The organism is Thalassospira lohafexi (assembly GCF_002844275.1).
Taxonomy (GTDB): domain Bacteria; phylum Pseudomonadota; class Alphaproteobacteria; order Rhodospirillales; family Thalassospiraceae; genus Thalassospira; species Thalassospira lohafexi.
The window spans coordinates 16,352-36,585 of record NZ_NXGX01000001.1 but is presented as its reverse complement, the minus strand read 5'-3'; the positions used below and the strand labels follow the sequence as shown (position 1 = coordinate 36,585).

Genomic DNA, 20,234 nt, shown 5'->3' with positions numbered 1-20,234 from the left:
GCTTACCCGTTCTGATCCCTTGGAGCCTTGATGAAAAACAATCAGGCCGACACTTCGCCGGTATCTTCGATGACATCACGTCCCTGATCAGTAATCGTGGTTCGGATCCGTTCAGAAGCCTGATTGACCTCATCAGCATTTTCACCGCGCACAACCAAGGTTGTCCCAAGCTTGCCTTCACGCAGGAACGGATAGGAACCGATATCGGTGTTGGGAAAGTCGCCCTGAATTTCACCCAGAACCTTGGCAATCGTGCCTTCGGGGATATAGCCACCGACCGAGCGCGACACCATCGGGCGTCCGCCGACCAGTTGGTGTTTAATGCCCTGGAACATTGCCTGCATGATCATCGGCACCCCGGCCATGACATAGACGTTTTCCATGCGAAAACCGGGTGCCTTTGAAATCGGATTATCAATCAGCTCCGCCCCAACGGGCACATGCGCCATACGCAGGCGGGCCGCGTTCAAATCTTCGGGGTTTTCGTAATGGCTTTTCAACAGTGCGTGCGCATCGGCATTGAGTTCAATCGGAACCCCGAATGCCTTGGCAACACATTCGGATGTGATGTCATCATGGGTCGGGCCAATGCCACCGGTGGTAAAGACGTAATCAAACGCGTCGCGGCATTCATTGACGGTATTGATGATGGTTTGTTCGATATCGGGGATAACCCGCGTTTCGGCCAGTCGCACGCCAAGAGTATTAAGTTCTTCGGCCAGATACGGCAGATTCTTGTCATGGGTTCGACCCGACAGGATTTCATTGCCGATAATGATCAAACAGGCGCGCACCGGATCAGACATGATATCCCCACAACTTCATTCATATTTGTTCGTATCAAGCGATACGTATTCAAGCCGCAAACGGCTCAGAGAAAATCGCGTAACATTGCCACAAGCGGTACATCAGCCGGCGGCATCGGGTAATCCCCCAAACGCACCGGGCGCACCCATTTGACCTGCTGATTTTCCATCGGCGTGATGTCGCCTTTCCACACCCGGCACAGATAAAGCGGCATCATCAGATGAAAATCATCATAGGTGAAAGACGCGAATGTAAACGGCGCAAGGCAGCTTTCGGTGATGTCGATGCCAAGCTCTTCTTTAAGTTCACGCACAAGTGCCATTTCCGGCGTTTCGCCCGCTTCGACCTTGCCACCGGGAAATTCCCAAAGGCCGGCCATGGATTTGCCTTCTGGGCGTTGGGCGATCAAAACGCGGTGGTCCGCGTCCACCAATGCCACCGCACTGACAAACACTGTTTTTTCGGGGGTTTTCCCCTGGCGCAGGTCAACCGACATGCAGCCCTTATCTTGTTGTTGTATGCTCATGATCCTGTTTTATCGCGCAAGTCCGATTTCGCCAAGGGGCGCATGATCTTATTTACCGTCAGGATCAAGGATTTGCAAAAGGGCGGCCTGATCTGCGGCTGAAATTGTTGCATTTCCCGGTAAATCGTCGCGCCCCAGAAGGTAATCACGCCCCGAAAACCCTAAATCATCGGTCGCTCCACGTTCGGCCCCGGCCTTGATCAGAACTTTCACAATCTCAATCGCTCCGGATGCGGCGGCGTAATGAAGGGCGGTACGTTGACCATGCCGGGGATAAAGCCATTCATCGCCGGGGTCGGTACGCGCGGCAACATCGGCACCATGATCTAGCAACCATTTAACCGCCGTTAAACTGCCGCGCTGTGCGGCCGCCATCAATGCGGTTTTGCCAAATCCGTTACGGGCTTCAACATCGTCGAAATACCCGTTTGCGCGTAACACATCGAGGCTTTCCGGGCGGGCGACCGCGATATGAAGCAACGGATCAATCCCGGCATAGGCCGCACAGTTTTCAAACAGATCACCGTCCTGCCCTGTGTTCTGTTGGGCAACTTTCTCAATGTCGGTAAGCGGGCGATCATCGACCAACATCACCCGCAAGGAATTTAGCGGAACCGCCGTATCGCAATCAGCACCATAGACGACGCTAAACAATGTGTTGCGCGCAATTTCCGTTGCCGTTTCACGATCTTTCCCGTTTGACTGCCAATAGGAAATCAGTGCTTTACGGGTGGTGGAAAGCTCGCGGGTAATGGCGTTGAAAACATCGCGGTTCGCCCACGAAAGATAAGACCAGACTTCAAATGGTTTGCGGGACCCAGGCGGGGCAGGCAACAGCGCATCCGGATCAAGCATGGCGATTTGCATCCCCCATTGCTGAGCAGCGGCCTGCGCGAAGCGAATGCTTCCCTGATTGGGGCCAAACATATCGCCCGTCGCACCGTCGGCGACATACATATAGCTGCTTAAGGCGTCGATCGGATAATCGGCAACTTCACCCCGCCCCCAAACGCAGCCCGATCGCGGCATGAAATTGTCACGGTTACCGCCAAACATCGGGGCCGTCACATCCAGCAATTCCGGCTTTTTCTGTAGAACCGCGCAAGGTATGGCGTAAAAGGCAGAATGCGTATTGGCAAAACCCGTACTCGACGCCAAGACGATGGTTGGCTCCAAACTCAGTGCAGTGCCATCGAAGACCACGGTTGGCCCGACCACCGCGCGCATGTATCCATCGGTTAGGGGTGCGACAGCCTGATCAATTTTGGTTTGCAATGCCTGAATATCGCTGGTTCGCGCCGGGCTATCGTCCTTAAAGGCAAGTAGAAACAACATCCGGTCCAGCAGCCCGACAGCATCATCGCGCTTGTTGACCATACGTTCGGCGACATCGGGGTGTTCGCCCATATTGGCAATGGCTGCCTCATAGGCCGCATCATTTGCACTTTCACCGGCACTTTCAGTGGCGAATACGACCGATGACGACGTAACTGCAAACAGCACCGAAAACACTGCCGATATCACCCGTGATGTCTTAATCAAGCCTTGCGCGTTCTGCACAGCCTATTCCCTTGAAAATGAAAGCAATCCCTATGAGCCGTATCTACGTATAGGGTATTACATTTCAGTCAACAGCATCTGCTTTATGGTGACAATGCGTATACTCAAACTAACCGCAAATGCCCTGATTGCCGCCCTGTTCCTAGCAGGTTGCGACAAACTTTCCGCCTTTAATCAGCTTCAGGCAGGTGATTATCAACCGACCTTCACCGATCTGGCCTATGGTGATGCACCGCGCCATAAGCTTGATCTGTATCTGCCAAATGATGGCAGCGCGCCCGCACCACTGATTGTCTGGTTTTATGGTGGGTCGTGGGATGCTGGAAACAAGGCGCAATACGTCTTTGTCGCCAAACGTTTCACCGAGATGGGCTATGCGGTTGCCATTCCCGACTACCGACTGGTGCCCGGTGTGCATTTTCCGAAATTCATCGAAGATTGCGCACGGGCTGTGGCCTTCATGAGAGATTTTGGCGAACAGAACCCCAGCAAGATCAAGGTTGGCCCGATGATACTTGCCGGCCACTCGGCCGGTGCATACAACGCTGTCCAACTCGTCGCCGATCCGGATTATCTACGCGCGGTTAAGATGAATGCCAGTGACATTGCCGGGATCATCGGCCTGTCTGGTCCGTATGATTTTTATCCCTATGACGTCAAAGCAACCCAGAATGCCTTTGGCGACACGCCAGCAGTTAAAAGTCAGCCGGTCGAGATGGACCTGACACACATGCCGCCACTGCTACTGATCACAGGAACACGCGATCATACGGTTTATCCGCGCAATTCGCGTAACTTGGCCAAATTGGCCCCGGACACCAAACTGGTTGAAATCCCCGAGGCCGGTCATGCCGGAACATTGATCGCACTCGGGTTCTATCTGACAACCAATGATGATGTGCTTGAACCGGTCAAATCGTTCCTGCGCGTCCATTTACCAACCGCTTCGGACAAACCGTTGGTCGCACAAGACAAAGCATCCTGATTGAAACCATCATGCTGTCCGTCACCAAAAAAACGCGCTTCCTGTCAGAAGCGCGTTTTCTTTTTCAAGGCCAATAGCAATCAGCCGAGCTGACCGTGGCAATGTTTGTATTTTTTGCCCGAACCACATGGGCAGAGCTGATTACGGGCAACACGGCCCCACGTCGCTGGATTGTTGGGGTCAACATTTCCGGCTGCCTGACGTGACTGCACCGTGGCACCGTCATCACCGCCTTCGGCATGGTCGGCAAGGTTTTCGTGCATTTCTTGCTGCGTACGGCGCGGTTCAAGGTCTTCTTCACGCGGCGTGCTTTGCAATTCAACATGCGACAGCATCTGTGTCACACGTTCACGCAAAGTTACCAGCATGCCTTCGAACATGTTAAACGCTTCGCGCTTGAACTCATTGAGCGGGTCACGCTGACCATAGGCGCGCAGACCAATGCCCTGACGCAGATGGTCAAGTGCCAGAAGATGATCTTTCCAAGTCTGATCCAGAAGCTGAAGTATCAGACTTTTTTCGACCTGACGCATGATATCGGCACCATAATTGGCAACCTTTGCCGCCATTTTATCGTCCGCAGCCTTACTAATCCGTTCGCGCATGACTTCGGGATCGATGCCTTCTTCCTTGACCCAATCAGAAATCGGCAGATTGAGGCCCAGAAGACGCGTGACTTCTTCGTGCAGGCTGGCAACTTCCCACTGCTCGGGATAGACTTTTACAGGACAGAATTTTTCGACCATGTCTTCGATGACTTCTGCGCGCATATCGGCAACGTCTTCGGCAACATGTTTGGCCTGCATGAGATCACGGCGCTGTTCGTAAACGACCTTACGCTGGTCATTCATGACATCATCGAATTTCAGCACGTTTTTACGAATGTCAAAGTTACGGCCTTCGACTTTCTGCTGTGCCTTTTCGAGCGCCTTGTTGATCCACGGGTGATAGATCGCCTCACCTTCCTGCAACCCAAGTTTCTGAAGCATGCCGTCCATACGTTCAGACCCGAAAATGCGCATCAGGTCATCTTCAAGCGACAGGAAGAATTTCGACCCGCCCGGATCACCCTGACGGCCTGAACGACCACGCAACTGGTTATCCACACGACGCGATTCATGGCGTTCAGTCCCAATGACGAACAAGCCACCAGCATCAAGAACTTTTTGCTGATCGGTTTTGACTTCGGCTTTGATCTTTTCAATCGCAGCAGCCCGTTTGGCTTCGTCAGTGACATCGGCCAATTCATGCTCGACGCGCATCTCAACGTTACCACCAAGCTTAATGTCGGTCCCACGACCGGCCATGTTGGTTGCAATCGTAATGGCACCCGGCGCACCTGCCTGGGCAACAATAAGGGCTTCGCGTTCATGCTGCTTGGCATTGAGAACTTCGTGCGGAATTTTCTTTTCCTTAAGAAGCGCGCCCAGAATTTCGGACTTCTCAATCGACACCGTACCAACAAGGGCCGGTTGGCCACGTTGATGGCAGTCGGCCAGAAGTTCGGAAATCGCGATCCACTTTTCATTTGCGGTGCGATAAATCTCGTCATCGGCGTCTTTACGCGCAATTGGGCGATGGGTCGGGATTTCTACGACCTTAAGTTCGTAGATTTCCTCGAACTCCTCGGCTTCGGTAATGGCCGTACCGGTCATGCCCGCAAGGGTCGGGTACAGACGGAAATAGTTCTGGAACGTGATTGACGCCAAGGTCTGGTTTTCGTTCTGGATCTTGACCTGTTCCTTGGCCTCAAGTGCCTGATGCAAGCCATCGGAATACCGGCGGCCTTCCATCATACGACCGGTAAATTCGTCAATGATAACGACCTTGTCGTCCTTGACGATGTAGTCGGTGTCTTTCTGGAACAGCTTATGCGCACGCAGGGCCTGATTGACGTGATGGACAAGGTGAACGTTGGCAACGTCATACAGCGTGCCCTCGGTCAGGATTTCCATTTCACCCAGAAGACGTTCGGCATTTTCCGTGCCGTCTTCTGTCAGGGTAACCGCGCGGGCTTTTTCGTCTTTCTCATAATCTTCTTCGGTCAGTTTCGGGATCAGCGCATCAATGGCGCGATACAGCTCCGAACTGTCCTCGGCGGGACCGGAAATGATCAGCGGGGTGCGGGCTTCGTCAATCAGGATGCTGTCGACTTCATCGACGATCGCAAAGTTGAACGGACGCTGCACCATGTCTTCGAGGCGGAATTTCATATTATCGCGCAGATAATCGAAACCAAGCTCGTTGTTGGTGGCATAGGTAATGTCACAGGCATATGCCGAACGGCGCATATCATCGGTCATGCCATGCATGACCACGCCGACCGTCAAACCAAGGAAGCCATAAACTTCGCCCATCCATTCCGCATCGCGACGGGCCAGATAGTCGTTCACTGTGACAACATGAACGCCCTTGCCTTCGATGGCATTCAGATAAACCGGCAAAGTCGAAACGAGCGTTTTACCCTCACCAGTTTTCATCTCGGCGATTTTACCGGATGTCAAAACCATGCCGCCAAGCAGCTGAACATCATAGTGACGTTCGCCGCGCACACGTTTGGCAGCTTCGCGAACCGTCGCAAAGCTGTCGGGCAAAATGTCCTTGAGAGTCTCGCCATTCTTCAGACGTTCGCGCAGCCAGTCGGTGCGGGCGCGCAGTTCATCGTCTGAGAGTTTCTCGACTTCGGGTTCCAGGGCATTGATTTGCTCGACCGTGGCATGCAGGACTTTGACTTCACGATCGTTAGCAGAACCGAAAATTTTCCGGGCGATGGAGCCGAGCATTAATACGTTCCTGAACAAATGAATAAACAGATATAGAGCAGCGACCACAGGCCGGGGCTCGATCACAGATAGAACCCTGCCCGCCATCTGTCAACGGAACGAACCAATATCGCTAATGTTATGGCTGGTTTTAGCCAGTTCTGGGCGAAAATTTCGCCTTTTCACCCCAAAATCAGGCCTGACTTTTGCCTTTAGAGCCCCTGCAATCTGTTGCAAAACAACGTCTGACGGCTTGCTGCTTGAGAATCTAAAAAAAACAACGTATAATTTCAGTTCAATTTCAATCTGCATGAGCAAGTAGCTCATTTTCGACGCGCCGGTTCAGTACGCCTTGTCTTTTCGGACTTGTCACCTGCACCTGACCGTCAAGAAATCCTCAGGAGGAGGAAATGGTCGATTTTTCCGCGCTTAATCCATTTCGACAAGGGCAATCTGCCCTGCAGGATGCGCGTCAGCAGTTTACAAAACCCGGCACCGAAACCCAGCAGGATGCAGCGCAGACCAATACCAACGCGCGACAACGGGTCGATCCGGTTGCTCTTTCTGATGATGCGCTGGCCGCGCATAACAATTCGGCACAGCTGGCCCCGGCCAGTGGTAAGGGGCTTTCAACCAAGCCGCTGACCACCGACGAGCTGTTTGAACGCGCACTCGACGTATCGCTTGAGCTTGTCCGCGGCAGCGTCGAAGAAATGTTTCAGCTTTCGGGTATGACCGAAGACGACGCCATTGCCGCCACCGATGCCATGTTTAACGGCATTCGCGATGCGGCAAAAGGCGAAGACCAATTTGAATTTTCCTTTGATCAGGCCATCGCAAGTCATAGCCGCACGGCAATTTCATACGCCGGTGCCAATGGTTCGGCCGTTGGTACGTCCGAGTCTGCGATGATGGCAGTGCAGTCGCTTGATATCAGCATCAACAACGAAACCGGCGAGTTTTCGTTTAACTATCAGGCCTCCAAGATCGAAGTCGTCCGCACCGAAGCCATTGCCATTGGCAACAGCATGGGGGCAGCTCTTGGCGCCCTTGGTGCGGTGATGGATGGTCTTGGCGGTGGTTCGCTGGTCGATGTCCTTGGCAATCCAGCCAATGCCGAAAATGGCGGACTTCTGTTTGACATGTCAGATAACGGCGTTGCTGACTTTATCCGCGAGCTGATGAACGCAACGGTTGGCACGGATGGCAACGGTCAAGACGGTGAAAACGCCGATGGGACTTCCGGCGAAGCGGCGTCTGGTCAGGCACTGGCAGCCGAACGCATGGCCGCACTCAACGCGCAGATCACCGAACAGTTCATGGAACAGGCAACCCTGATTGTCCGTGGCATTAACCAGTCCGCACCAGACGATGGTACGGGCAAGCCGCAGCTTAATCTGACGGTTGATATGTTGATGCCGATGGGCCGTTTTGGTCAGGACGATAATGGTGCGACCTTCTCGTTCCCGACCGGTGAAACCGTTCCCGTTCTTGATCCAACCCAACAACAAGACGTTCAGGCCTAAAGAACAGGAAGTTCTGAGTTAATCAATCGTTCGGGATGCCGCATATGTCGGCATCCCCAGCCCTTCAGGAAGGAGGCGCTGAATGTTCGAGCACACCACTTTTAACACTCCGTCTTTTAACACTCCGTCGACATCGCAAACGGCGACACTGAATGCCGCGGCACAAAGTGCTGTTGGTGCAAATGTACCAGATATGTCGAACTCGGCAAATGGCGGCAGCAGGAATGATCGGGCGCGTGAACGCGCAATTGCCGATCAAATTGATTTGAGCATCGAGGCCAGCAAGCGCCTCGAAGAAGCCATTTCCGCGTTCCGACAGCCCGTGTTTCAGGTCGAGACAAACCCACTTGATGCATTTAACGCCTTAAAACCGGCCTTGAGCGAGGCACAAACACGCCTGAACCGTGATGCATTTATCGTCCTTGCCATGATGGGCATCCCACCCGAAAAGGCCCGCGAAATTGCCAATGCCATGACCGGTGGGTCGCTCGAAGATGTTGCTCTTTCGGGCGCGAATGGGTCGGGGGCAACCATCACGGCCAAGGAACTTGCCCTAAATGTTTCGGGCAGTACTACCCAGATTGATGTCAGTGCGTTTCGTGTCATGTCGCAAAGAATCGAGATTGATCTCACTCAAATTGAAAGCCGGTTTTCAAGCATTGGCAGCACAGCCAATATTTCTATTTCCGAATTCCGTGCTCAGATTGATCTCATCCGTATCGACATCGCACAGGCCTTTCAGCAGGACCCGCTTATCCTTGACCTTGACGGCAATGGCATCGACATCACCAGTCTGCAGGACGGTCAACAGTTTGACATTGATGGCGATGGCAACATTGATCAAACCGCATGGATCCGCGGCAATGACGCACTTCTTGCCCTTGATCGCAATAAAGACGGCAAAATCAATAACGGCGCCGAATTGTTTGGTGATCAAAACGGGGCCGCAGACGGCTTTGCCGAACTGGCCAAATTTGATGACAATCAGGACGGAAAGATTGATGCCAATGACGCCGTTTTCAGTGCGTTAATTTTGCTGCGCGCCAATGGTGAACAGGCAACCCTGATGGACGAAGGCATCACATCAATTTCACTTTCCATGATCACGCCAATTGATCAGCGCCTTATTGGGGGCGATCTGGTCGCAACGTCGCACTTCACCCGCGATGACGGAAGCATTGCCACCGTTGGCGAAGTTCTTTTTGACGTAAAAGCCTGATCCCCCCCTTGGTCACCTCGTCCACTCGTGACATCAGGCGGGCCGGCTTAGCCTGTTTGAAATTTCATACAACTGCCGCACGATGCTGCGTTCATCGCCCAAAACGGCTATCTGATTTGGCGGCGACTGGCTAGGCTCAGGACCTTTCTATAGCCCCCTTCTGCTCCACATAATGAAACGCAAAGATAAGCGTTTCATATTTTGGACAGAATGCTTTGCGAAAAACCGCAGTCGCCACGGGGAAGCCTTGTGCAATAAAGCCTTATGTGATTTACCCGTGGGGAGAGGCGATGGGGGTTATCCCCCCTTTGAAATCAAAGTCTGGAGAAACTATGCTGCGCAGAACCCTTTTTGCCGCGTCACTGGCATCCGTTATTTTTGCTTCCCCTGTCATGGCACAGGACGCTGCACCGACCGAAGATCCGGTCGTTGCGACGGTCAATGGTGAGGAAATCCTGGAATCTGAAGTTCGCGCGACCCAGGCGGGTCTGCCGCAACAGTATCGCCAGCTTCCGTTTGAAATGCTCAAACCGACACTCGTTGATCGCGAAATCAATCAGCGTTTGCTGATGATCGCAGGCCGTGATGCCGGTCTTGCCGATGACGAAGAAGTCAAAGCACGCGTTGATGCACTTGAACGCCGTGTCATTGCCGAAACGTTCCTTGATCGTGAAATCGCAAAATCGGCAAGCGAAGACGCTATCAAAGAACAATACGAAGAATTCCTGAAAACCAACGAGCCAGAACCGCAGGTTCACGCCCGTCATATCCTGCTTGAGAACGAAGAAGACGCCAAAGCCATCATCACCGAACTTGATGACGGTGCGGACTTCGCCGAACTCGCCAAGGAAAAATCGACCGGTCCATCCGGCCCGAATGGTGGCGACCTTGGCTTCTTTGGCAGCGCCGACATGGTTGCACCATTTGCCGAAGCAGCCTTTGCCATGGAGCCAGGCACCTACAGCAAAGAACCGGTTCAGACCCAGTTTGGCTGGCATGTGATCATGGTTGAAGAGAAAAAAGAAGGCACCCAACCGTCGCTTGAAGAAGTTCGTCAGCAGATGGTTGGTGAGCTGACCCGCAAGGCAATTGACGATCTTGTTGAAAGCCTGCGCGCAGATGCAGACATCGTCAACAATGCCCCAATGCCCGCCGAAGGCGATGCACCGGCAGAAGAAACCAAAGAATAACTGATACGGGCTTTGCCCATCAGGTTTCTGATGCAAACAGGTTCCCAACGGGGCGAGGCACATTGCTTCGCCCCGTTTTTTTTTAAGATAATGTCCCGTTCTGTTGCTTGCTTTTCACCACCATTGCGGCAGGATGGACAGATGTCTCTTTGACCAACACCATTTGAAGGAAATGATACAAATGGGTGCGACTTCCGTTTCTCCGCTTGCCCCTGCGGCCTTTCCCGAACTGCCGGCCATTGCCGGTGTCAAACTGCACACCGCAACGCTTGGCATCCGTTACAAAGGCCGACCGGATGTGTTTCTGGCCGAACTTGATCCGGGCACACAGGTTGCCGCAGTGTTCACCACATCGACCACCGCATCAGCAGCAGTACGTTGGGGCCGCGAAGCCCTTAAGGGTGGCACCGCACGGGCATTTTTTGTCAACGCGGGCAATTCTGTTGCCTTTACCGGCAAGGCTGGCGAGAAATTTGTCGCAGACAAGGTCGAAACTGCGTCAAAGGCACTGGGGTGTGACAAAGCGGAAATCTTTACCGCGTCAACCGGTGTAATTGGCGAACCAACCACGGCCAATCGCATCACCGATGCCATGGGCGACTTGCTTGCCAATGATGCCAGTTGGCTTGATGCTGCCAAGGCCATCATGACGACTGACACCTTCCCAAAGGGCGCCTCGGCAACCGCGAAAATCAACGGCACCACGGTTTCGATTTCCGGCTTTGCCAAGGGATCGGGGATGATCGAACCAAACATGGCAACTATGCTTGGTTTTATTTTCACCGATGCGGCCATCCCGCATGCGGTTCTTCAGGCAGTTTTGGCCGATTGCAACAACCGCAGCTTCAATGCCATCACGGTTGATAGCGATACATCAACGTCCGATACGGTCCTTCTGGCAGCAACCGGCAAGGCGGGCAACGATGCCGTTTCGGGTATGGATGACCCGGCATTGACCGAGTTCAAAGACGCCCTTGAAGGCGTACTGCGTGATCTTGCCCATCAGATCGTGCGCGACGGCGAAGGTGCGACCAAATTCATCACGGTAAATGTCACAGGTGCGGTCAGCGAAAAAGAAGCCAAGATTGCCGCCAAGGCGATTGCAAATTCGCCGCTGGTCAAAACCGCGATTGCCGGTGAAGACGCCAACTGGGGCCGTATTGTCATGGCGGTTGGGAAATGCGGTGTCACCGCTGATCCCAACAAACTGACCATTTCAATTGGCGGTATTGCGCTGGCCAAAAATGGCGAGCGCGTCGAAGATTACGATGAAACCCCGGTTGAAGCGCATATTAAGGGTCAATACATCGATATCGTTGCCGATCTTGGGTTTGGTGATGGGGCGGCCACCGTCTGGACCTGTGACCTGACGCATGGCTATATCTCGATCAATGCGGATTACCGTAGCTGATCACCTTAACTGATCAAAGGCCACGACCAACCGCACAAACAAAATGCCGCCTGTCACAGGCGGCATTTTTCGTTTTGCGCTGGATCGATCAGAGATGTGATCATCTGCGTCCGGGAATATTGCCGTTCAGAACCAAACCAACATTTGCCCCTTCAAGTTCCACATCGCTTAAGTCTGTGTCGCCAAAGGCAACCCCGGCAACGTTTGCCTTTGTCAGGTTTGCGCCCTTCATTTGTGCTTCATCGAAAACCGAGTTCCGCAAATCGGCCTGTTCAAAATTCGTGTTTGTTAAATCCGCGCGCCACATCGTGCCTGTCTTGACACCTTTTTTGTCGCGCTGATCAATCCCGCCGAACTTCACCCCTTGAAAAATGGCTTCGCTGCAATCGGAATTGGCCATTCGAACGCCATCCATCACAGCCCCGTTCATACGGACTTTCTTCATGTCCGCGTCACGCATGGAGCACATGGCAAGGATCGTATCGACGAACAATGCCCCGCGCAGGATACATTTATCAAAGCAGGCCCCCGACAGGTCCAGACCGGAAAAATCAAGCCCGGTCAGATCCCGCCCAACCGCAATCATGGGCGCACCGTTTTTTCCGTCTGATAGCAGCCACTCACTATGGCCATTCACCAGATCGCGAATATCGTCCACCAGTGGCGCTGACGACGTTCCACCACCGATTGAATTTGATGTATTGGATTGGGACAGGTCGACATTCGTCATGTCAACGTTGCGAAGGTTGGCCCCACTTAAATCCGCACCGACCAGATTACATTCCGCAAGTTTTGCCCCCTTAAGGTTCGCATTGCGTAACTTTGCCCCATTGAGGTTACAGCCGGTTAAATCGGCACCTTCAAGGTTCACAGCAAACATGTTCGCATCACTAAGATCAGTTTTTGAAAGGCTCGCCCCGGACATTCTGGCACCGGTCAGGTTGGCCCCCCACATCATCGCCCCTTCAAGATCGGTACTGGTCATGTCGGCGGCCTTACTGACCGGGCGTTCCTGCGAACCTTCGACAATCACCATGATGCCAGCACGCAGGTCAATGCCGCTCAGATTGGCGTAGCGCAGCTTGGCGCGCGCCATGTTCGCACCGCGCAGATCAGCCCGCTGGAAACTCGACCTTTCAAGATCGGCCTCCACGAAGTTGGCCCCAAACAAATCACAAAAATCGAAACAGACTTTATGGGCGGTCGCTTGAATGAAATTCGCACCGGGTAGAATGGCGTCCTGGAGGCTGATTTTGCTCATTTTTATGCGCGACAGGTTGGCACTGCGCATTTGCATGCGCCGCCCACCTGGCTTTTGATTGAGATACAGTTGATGCATTTTGATGGCATCAATCAGATCTGAACGCGAATCCATCTTGCAAATATTCCCCGACCGCTAAATTACCATTCTTGAATTAAGCAGACAGAATGCAACAGTTTCGCCGTAACGCAATGCTTTTAACGCCTTGCAAAACCGTAATATTCTTTTGATGTCGGGGATTCGTTTTTAATCGGGCATCGCATGACACCCCGAAAGCCAGCAATAGCAAGGCACTGCCAGAGACCTATTCCGGGATGGTTCCGGTCAGGATTGCACCGATATTTGCACCGCTTAAATCAACATCGACAAGATCGGTATCACCAAAAGAAACACCCGAAATATTGGCGTTCTTCAAGCTGGCACCTTTCATCTTCGGTGCGTCGAAAACAGCATTGCGCATATCGGCCTTTGAGAAATCGGTACCGCTTAGGTCCGCACGCCAAACCGAACCGGTTTTTTTACCCTGACCATCAAGCTGCGCGACACCGCCGAACTTGGCGCCCTGAAAAACAGATTTGGCGCAAACTGCGTTTGACAGTCGAATGCCGTTCAAAATCGATCCGTTCAGCCGTGCACGCGATAAATCTGCATTGCGCATTGATGACATCGCAAGAATCGTATCAACGAACAACGCGTTGCGCAAAATACAGTCATCAAAGCAGGCCGCCGATAAATCCAGTCCGGAAAAATCCATTTCGGTCAGGTCACGTCCGGTCGCATTCAAAGGCGTTCCGGTCTGTCCGTTGCTGGCCAGCCATTCGCTATGGCCGTTGACCAATTCTCGAATATCATCGGGCAAGGGGGTAACCGCTTTGCTGCCAATGGAATTGGCGATATTTGCCTGTGAAAGATCAACACCGGCCAAATCGACATTGCGAAGGTTCGCCCCTGTCAAATCGGTGCCGACCAGAAGGCTGTCCTTAAGCCGTGCCCCTTTGAGGTTGGCGTTTTTAAGCTTCGCCCCGGACAGGTTACACCCGGTCAAATCCGCACCCGCCAGATTGACCGCAAACATGTTGGCGTCGCTCAGGTCTGCATCGACCAAGCGTGATCCCGACATGTTGCTTTCGGCAAAATTGGCCCCCGAAAGCATCGACCCTTCCATATCCGCGTTGGCAAGATCGGTGGCGCGTTTGACTTTTCTTTCGCGCCCGCCGTCAACCACCACCATCACACCGGATCGAAGGTCAGCCCCCTTAAGGTTGGCATTGCGCAATTTGGCGCGCGCCATGTTCGCACCGCGCAAATCAGCCCGGACAAAGCTTGACCCTTCAAGGTCGGCTTCGACAAAGTTGGTGCCAAACAAATCACAAAAATCAAAACAGACGTCGCGGATGGTTGCCTGAATAAAATTCGCACCTGGCAGAACGGCATCTTCAAGGCTGATTTTGCTCATCTTGATGCGTGACAGATTGCCATTACGCAACTGCATGCGACGGCCCCCGGGCTGCTTCGTCACATAGAGTTGGTGCTTCTTAATGCCATCAATTAATTCTGCGCGTGATGTCATTTACTGGGCCGAATCCCCGGTCATTTAACAGTCTTGTTCTACGTTAATTAGAATATTCTTTAAGTCTACTCCTACTCGCGCATCAACAGTCTTACAAAATCTGACATTTCCCAAAAATATCGCGTGTTTATAAATATTTAGACGCTATCTCATATACAACCCCGCAGGGCGGCAGCACCTTTGACAGCGCGACTATAGGCACAGCAGTCTCATAAACACGATATCGTTGCCACCTCCCAATTTTAAAGTGGGCCGTATTGGCGCGATTCGCAATAATCCCAAAGTCGCGGGTTCCCCAAGCCGCCTTGTCATACGTCTGATCAAGGACCATCTGCAAAAGATTGCTTTCTCCAAAATTGCTGCGCAGGGTCAATGCATCACATTCTGTTTGTCGACGACGACGCCAACGTTTTGCAGGGGCTCCGACGGCGCCTGAAAACTTTACGGCCAGACTGGAACCTTCATTTCGCCAATAGCGGTTCTGCGGCCCTCGGCATGGCAAAAGACCAATCCTTTGATGTCATTGTCACCGACATTCAAATGCCGGGAATGGACGGGGTGGCGCTGCTGGAAGAAATGCAGAAAATCCAGCCTGATGCGGTTCGGATCATTTTAACCGGGCACGCCAGCAACGATTCCTATCTGCGGACCATCGGCCCCGCGCATCAGTTCCTTAGCAAACCCTGCGACAATCAAACCCTGCTTGATAGCATCGAAAATGCGCTTAGCCTGCGCCAGCGGCTGCAAAGCCCGGAGATGCGGACATTGGTGGCAAATGCCAAAAGTCTGGCGTCTCCACCCGATACCTATCTGCAGCTTCAATCATTGTTCAACACCCCGCACTATTCGCCTGAAAGCGTGTGCAAGATTGTTGAAGCCGACATTGCACTGACCACCGAGGTCCTGAAACTTACCAATTCATCCTATTTTGCCATTACGCAAAAAGTCTCCTCGGTTTCCCATGCTGTGCGGATGCTCGGCATGGAGACGCTTAAGGCGCTTGCACTGTTTATTGGCGTTTACCGCGGCTTTGACGGCCCCAGAAATCAGGCGGCGAACCTGAAACGCCTATGTCACCGAAGCCAGCAAATTGGTGTCACAGCGGCATTGATTGCCGAATATGAAAAACTGCCGCGCGAAGTGTGCCATGCCGTCCCATCAATCGGCATGCTGAGCCATATCGGCACCCTGATCCTCTATGCCAATCGCCCCGATGAAATGAAGCTGGTGACCGACCGGGTTGAACAGGAAAACATCCCGATTGAAAAGGCAGAAGAAGAACAGTTTGGTGCAGGGCATCCTGAAATCGGGGCCTATCTTTTGGGGTTATGGGGGTTTCCTGCCCCGGTTATTCAGGCAGTTGCCTATCACCACCGCCCGATGGACTTGCCTCATAAGGAAATGAATGCAGTTACCGCAATCTATGTCGCGCAACATTTGACCCGCGAGATCGCCATTATTGATGCCGGGGGTGCGGTCGAAAGCGACATTGATTTGGCCTATCTCGAACAGATCGGAAAAGCGTCACGTATCGAGGAATGGACCAGCATTGCGCGGATCGTCTCGGGAAAATACAAGCAACTGACCAACGACTAAGCCGTGGTCAACCAAGGCCAGCCTGCAACGCAGCCGTTTGCATTAACGCGGCGCGAACAAAATGACGCCCGCCCCGACAAGACAAATCGCCATACCGCTTAAATCCCAACGATCAGGCACAGCGCGCTCGACAATCCACAGCCAGAAAACAGATGCGGCAATATAGACCCCGCCATAAGCCGCATAAGCCCGCCCGGCAAAGGCCGCATCAACACGGGTGAGTAACCACGCAAAGACAATCAGCGACGCAATCCCCGGAATGACCCACAGAACCGACTTGCCCGATTTCAGCCACGCCCAAAAGGCAAAGCATCCGGCAATTTCGGCAAGTGCTGCTGCGATATAGGCCGCAACGGTCTGCATCACGTCCCCTTTGGCTCAAACTAATAGGTCTTTGGCCCTAAAATGCCGGACGCATGTCACCGGCATATTTTCCGGCCCAGTTGGTCAGAACCGGTGTCAGGTATTTCTTAAGCTTTTCTGCCTTGGCATCATCAATCACGCCATGCTGACGCAAGATGGCGCCCATTGCGACCTCGGCCCCGCGTTGCGTGCCATCGTCGATTTTAAGTGCCACACCAAGTCCCTGCTTGGGGAAGGCGGCGCAATAAACGCCCTCGGCTCCGACCTTAACCAGTGCGTCTTCACCGCATTCTTCCATGATCCCGGTACAGAAACGACCGGTCCCGGCCACCATAAACGGTGCTGCGGCACAGCCCTTACGGATGCGTTTGATCGCCTCGATGCGTTTGGCGTCCAACCCGGATGGATCGGCCATACGCGCCATGGCCAACCCAAGATCGCGCAACCGCATGCCAATCACCGGAATGCCACAGCCATCAATACCGCGCGGGGTCGATGACAAATCACAATCACCCATCTCCTCAAGCACCTTGATCAGGCGTTGCTGAACCGGATGAGACTCGTTGATATAACCTGCCGGGGTATCGCCCAGATGCTGCGCTGTCGTCAGAAACCCGGAATGTTTCCCCGAACAGTTGTTATGCGCCTTGGTCAAGGTGATCTGATCACCAGCCTGTTTGATCCCGGCGGGTGGATGGATAGAATAATGCGGCGCACATTCAAGCATTTCGACCGACAACCCGATATGTTCAAGCCATGCCTTAACCGTATTGGCGTGTTCTTCCTCGCCATTATGCGATGAACAGGCCAGCGCGATATGCTTGTCCTCAAGCTTGAAGGCGTCCGCCGCCCCGCTTTCGACCAAGGGGATTGCCAGCAATGGTTTGATTGCCGAGCGCGGATACATCAACGCATCAATATCGCCGCCCTCAGCCACCACCGTGCCATCGGCCTTCATCACGACATACCGCCCGCGATGGAAACTTTCGACCATCGATCCACGGGTGGCTTCGACAAGGATCGGGTTGGCTGCGTGCGACATCATTGTGCTCCGGCATTGGTGGGACGGGATCAGAACGTCATCTTCCTATGCCCAAACCCGCCCCCAAAAGCAAGCACAGCACGTCATGCACGCCAAACTTGGCCAATGCGATCAAATGGCCTTTGGCAAGGGGATTGCCGTGTGATTCTTATATTCCTTGAGCACCAAACTGGATTGCACATCGCGCACATTGGGCATTGAAAGCAACTGATGAGTGACAAAATCACCAAAACTTTCGATGTTGCTGGCCACCGCAACCAGCAGGAAATCCTGCCGCCCGGTCATTGCCCAGCATGACAGGATTTCGGGAAGGTCATTCATCGCATGGGCAAAATCCTCTGCACCGGCTTCGGTGTGGCGTTGTAGGCGCACCTGAATGGTCGCCAGAACGCCAAGCCCAACCTTTTTGCGATCCAGCAACGCCACCTGTCGGCGGATCACCCCGGATGCTTCAAGCTGTTTGACCCGTCGCAAACACGGGGATGGCGACATGCCGACCTTTTCGGCAAGTGCGACATTGCTGATCCCGGCCTCATTTTGCAGAATCTGCAAAATACGGATATCGGTCACGCTTAAGCTCAGATCGGTCATTATACGCCCCACACTATCCATTTTAAGTCACTTTTATTCAACCATAACGCAAAATGGTATTTTATTCGCCAGAAAATGACATGGAATTTGATGTAAAATATCCGCTGTAAATTGGCATCAGAACCCGAAAGAGGACCAGCCATGACTCAGGGAAACGATCTGCGAGGCGATTACAGCCACATCGAAGATGACTATACCATTGCGCAAGACTGGCAGTCGTATAACGAGGCTGAACATGACCTGTGGCGTAAGCTTTATGCCCGTCAATCGGCCATTCTGCCAGGCTATGCCGCCGATGATTACATTACCAACTTGTCAAAGCTGGATGCGGCCGACGGCATCCCGCATTTTGGCCGGGTCAGTGAACAGCTTTTTGCCGCAACCGGCTGGCAACTGGTTGCGGTTCCGGGGCTTGTGCCGGATGACGTGTTTTTCGACCACCTTGCCAATCGCCGCTTTCCGGTGACTGTCTGGCTGCGCACACCAGAAGAAATGGATTATCTGGTCGAACCCGACATTTTCCATGATTTCTTTGGTCATGTGCCAATGCTCTATGACCCGGTCTTTGCCGATTATCTTGCAGCTTACGGTGCCAAGGGGCCGGAAGCCATTGCCACAGGCGGGCTTAAGAACCTTGCGCGGATGTACTGGTACATGGTCGAGTTTGGCCTGATCATGACCGATCATGGCTTGCGGGCCTATGGGGCAGGCATGTTGTCATCGCAAACCGAAACTATTTACTCGGTCACAGACCCGACGCCAAACCGCGTGGGCTTTGATCTTGAACGGGTAATGGCGACCGATTACGCAATTGATGATTTCCAGAAAACCTATTTCGTTCTGGACAGTTATGATCAGTTGTTTGATGCGATGAAAACGCCCCTCGCCCCGATCTATGAGCGATTGGTCAGCACACCGTCGATCAATCCAGAAACCACCTTATCAACGGATCGGCTGTATCACGTTCATGGTGATTCAAATCGCACCATCGAACTTGGCAGAGCCCGCCAGATGCAACAACGCCCTGCGTAACAGGCAGGGCGCGTTCGCGTCATGAGATATGAATTGGCAAGGGTGCTAACAGGTGCTGATGGCTTTGCCGAGCACGCGGTTAAGCTGTTCAAGCACCACGGTCGGGCTGGCATCCTTGCTGATGAAGTCGGCCGCCCCCAGCGCATCTGCCTGTGCGCGGGTATCGGAATCATAATGCGCGGAAAAGAAGAATACCGGTACATTGGTCGCATTGGGATACCGGCGGCGGATTTCACAAAAAGCTTCAAATCCGCTCATGCCGGGCATCTCGATATCCAGAATGATGGCGCGCGGATAAAGCCCGTCAAGCTGATCAATCAGATCATCGGCACAGTCAAAACTTGCCACGTCATATCCGGCACGGCGCAGCACCGTTTCAAGAGCTGCTTTGGCACTGGGACTGTCGTCGGCAAAGGCAACAAGCCCGTCAGGACTGGCTTGCGACGGCATGGCGCTGAGCGCGTTCATGGATGGCGATACTCCGAGAATTGGGACAAGCACAAATTGACAGATGAAAATGTCAAATTGGTTAAACAGCCCAAATATTTGCGCCTGCGTGCCCTATCTTTTCCATGTTCAGGCCAAAGTATAATGCAGACCGATGGCACGTGATCTGGTTGCTGCTGACCTTTTGGCACAAAAAACAACCGGGATTCTGCCATTTGACGCTACGGAAAGAAGATCATTCGGCTTTACCCTCCTTCTAAATAGGTATTTCCATGCCTATTTACGGAATTAAAGCCAGATGCTATAAACCGCCATGTCGCAACGACGATATGGCAATATGGTCGGG

The 20,234-nt window shown here is 53.1% G+C and carries 18 protein-coding genes; 7 read left to right on the top strand and 11 right to left on the bottom strand.

Going from position 1 to position 20,234, the window contains the following annotated elements:
• Nucleotides 1-41 precede the first annotated feature (41 nt).
• From COO92_RS00140 to COO92_RS00130, 3 genes are all read right to left on the bottom strand, one after another.
• Nucleotides 42-806, bottom strand: a complete 765-nt coding sequence (locus tag COO92_RS00140) for a competence/damage-inducible protein A (protein WP_101298864.1) — start codon at nt 804-806, stop codon at nt 42-44.
• Between the two features lie 65 nt (nt 807-871).
• On the bottom strand, nt 872-1,303 hold the full coding sequence (gene mutT, locus COO92_RS00135) for an 8-oxo-dGTP diphosphatase MutT (RefSeq protein ID WP_101298861.1): 432 nt from the start codon (nt 1,301-1,303) through the stop codon (nt 872-874).
• A gap of 78 nt (nt 1,304-1,381) precedes the next feature.
• On the bottom strand, nt 1,382-2,893 hold the full coding sequence (locus tag COO92_RS00130) for an ankyrin repeat domain-containing protein (protein ID WP_101298859.1): 1,512 nt from the start codon (nt 2,891-2,893) through the stop codon (nt 1,382-1,384).
• A gap of 94 nt (nt 2,894-2,987) precedes the next feature.
• Here COO92_RS00130 and COO92_RS00125 point away from each other — a divergent pair, with 94 nt between their 5' ends.
• Nucleotides 2,988-3,878: an alpha/beta hydrolase gene (locus COO92_RS00125; protein ID WP_101299953.1), complete on the top strand. Its 891-nt coding sequence runs from the start codon at nt 2,988-2,990 to the stop codon at nt 3,876-3,878.
• 80 nt (nt 3,879-3,958) lie between these two features.
• Here the strand turns inward: COO92_RS00125 and secA are convergent, their stop codons facing one another.
• Both secA and COO92_RS00115 read right to left on the bottom strand, forming a co-directional pair.
• Entirely contained in the window at nt 3,959-6,661 is a 2,703-nt protein-coding gene (gene secA, locus COO92_RS00120; RefSeq protein WP_101298857.1) for a preprotein translocase subunit SecA, read from the bottom strand.
• A 90-nt stretch (nt 6,662-6,751) separates the two neighbouring features.
• Complete coding sequence (locus COO92_RS00115; protein ID WP_133125019.1) at nt 6,752-6,967, bottom strand: hypothetical protein; 216 nt, start codon at nt 6,965-6,967, stop codon at nt 6,752-6,754.
• 83 nt (nt 6,968-7,050) lie between these two features.
• On the opposite strand from COO92_RS00115, the gene COO92_RS00110 reads away from it, so the two are divergent.
• From COO92_RS00110 to argJ, 4 genes are all read left to right on the top strand, one after another.
• Nucleotides 7,051-8,166 (top strand): hypothetical protein, encoded by a 1,116-nt coding sequence (locus COO92_RS00110; RefSeq protein WP_101298853.1) that lies wholly within the window; start codon nt 7,051-7,053, stop codon nt 8,164-8,166.
• A gap of 82 nt (nt 8,167-8,248) precedes the next feature.
• Nucleotides 8,249-9,385, top strand: coding sequence for a hypothetical protein (locus tag COO92_RS00105; RefSeq protein ID WP_101298851.1), 1,137 nt, complete (start codon nt 8,249-8,251; stop codon nt 9,383-9,385).
• A 332-nt stretch (nt 9,386-9,717) separates the two neighbouring features.
• On the top strand, nt 9,718-10,575 hold the full coding sequence (locus COO92_RS00100; RefSeq protein ID WP_101298849.1) for a peptidylprolyl isomerase: 858 nt from the start codon (nt 9,718-9,720) through the stop codon (nt 10,573-10,575).
• A 181-nt stretch (nt 10,576-10,756) separates the two neighbouring features.
• Nucleotides 10,757-11,986, top strand: coding sequence for a bifunctional glutamate N-acetyltransferase/amino-acid acetyltransferase ArgJ (argJ, locus tag COO92_RS00095; RefSeq protein WP_101298847.1), 1,230 nt, complete (start codon nt 10,757-10,759; stop codon nt 11,984-11,986).
• Between the two features lie 100 nt (nt 11,987-12,086).
• Here the strand turns inward: argJ and COO92_RS00090 are convergent, their stop codons facing one another.
• Complete coding sequence (locus tag COO92_RS00090) at nt 12,087-13,361, bottom strand: pentapeptide repeat-containing protein (RefSeq protein WP_101298845.1); 1,275 nt, start codon at nt 13,359-13,361, stop codon at nt 12,087-12,089.
• A 190-nt stretch (nt 13,362-13,551) separates the two neighbouring features.
• Nucleotides 13,552-14,739: a pentapeptide repeat-containing protein gene (locus tag COO92_RS00085; RefSeq protein WP_240626261.1), complete on the bottom strand. Its 1,188-nt coding sequence runs from the start codon at nt 14,737-14,739 to the stop codon at nt 13,552-13,554.
• 450 nt (nt 14,740-15,189) lie between these two features.
• Here COO92_RS00085 and COO92_RS00075 point away from each other — a divergent pair, with 450 nt between their 5' ends.
• Complete coding sequence (locus COO92_RS00075; RefSeq protein ID WP_101298839.1) at nt 15,190-16,413, top strand: response regulator; 1,224 nt, start codon at nt 15,190-15,192, stop codon at nt 16,411-16,413.
• Between the two features lie 42 nt (nt 16,414-16,455).
• Here the strand turns inward: COO92_RS00075 and COO92_RS00070 are convergent, their stop codons facing one another.
• The 3 genes from COO92_RS00070 to COO92_RS00060 form a co-directional block, all read right to left on the bottom strand.
• Nucleotides 16,456-16,776 (bottom strand): YnfA family protein, encoded by a 321-nt coding sequence (locus tag COO92_RS00070; RefSeq protein ID WP_101298837.1) that lies wholly within the window; start codon nt 16,774-16,776, stop codon nt 16,456-16,458.
• 37 nt (nt 16,777-16,813) lie between these two features.
• Nucleotides 16,814-17,818, bottom strand: coding sequence for an asparaginase (locus COO92_RS00065; protein ID WP_240626260.1), 1,005 nt, complete (start codon nt 17,816-17,818; stop codon nt 16,814-16,816).
• Nucleotides 17,819-17,929: 111 nt separating this feature from the next.
• Nucleotides 17,930-18,409 (bottom strand): Lrp/AsnC family transcriptional regulator, encoded by a 480-nt coding sequence (locus tag COO92_RS00060; protein WP_022730888.1) that lies wholly within the window; start codon nt 18,407-18,409, stop codon nt 17,930-17,932.
• A gap of 141 nt (nt 18,410-18,550) precedes the next feature.
• Here COO92_RS00060 and phhA point away from each other — a divergent pair, with 141 nt between their 5' ends.
• Nucleotides 18,551-19,441, top strand: a complete 891-nt coding sequence (phhA, locus tag COO92_RS00055) for a phenylalanine 4-monooxygenase (RefSeq protein WP_101298833.1) — start codon at nt 18,551-18,553, stop codon at nt 19,439-19,441.
• 45 nt (nt 19,442-19,486) lie between these two features.
• Here phhA and COO92_RS00050 read toward each other — a convergent pair whose 3' ends face one another.
• The gene (locus COO92_RS00050; RefSeq protein ID WP_022730884.1) at nt 19,487-19,909 is read right to left on the bottom strand and encodes a response regulator; all 423 of its coding nucleotides are present in this window, start codon (nt 19,907-19,909) and stop codon (nt 19,487-19,489) included.
• Nucleotides 19,910-20,234: the final 325 nt, after the last annotated feature.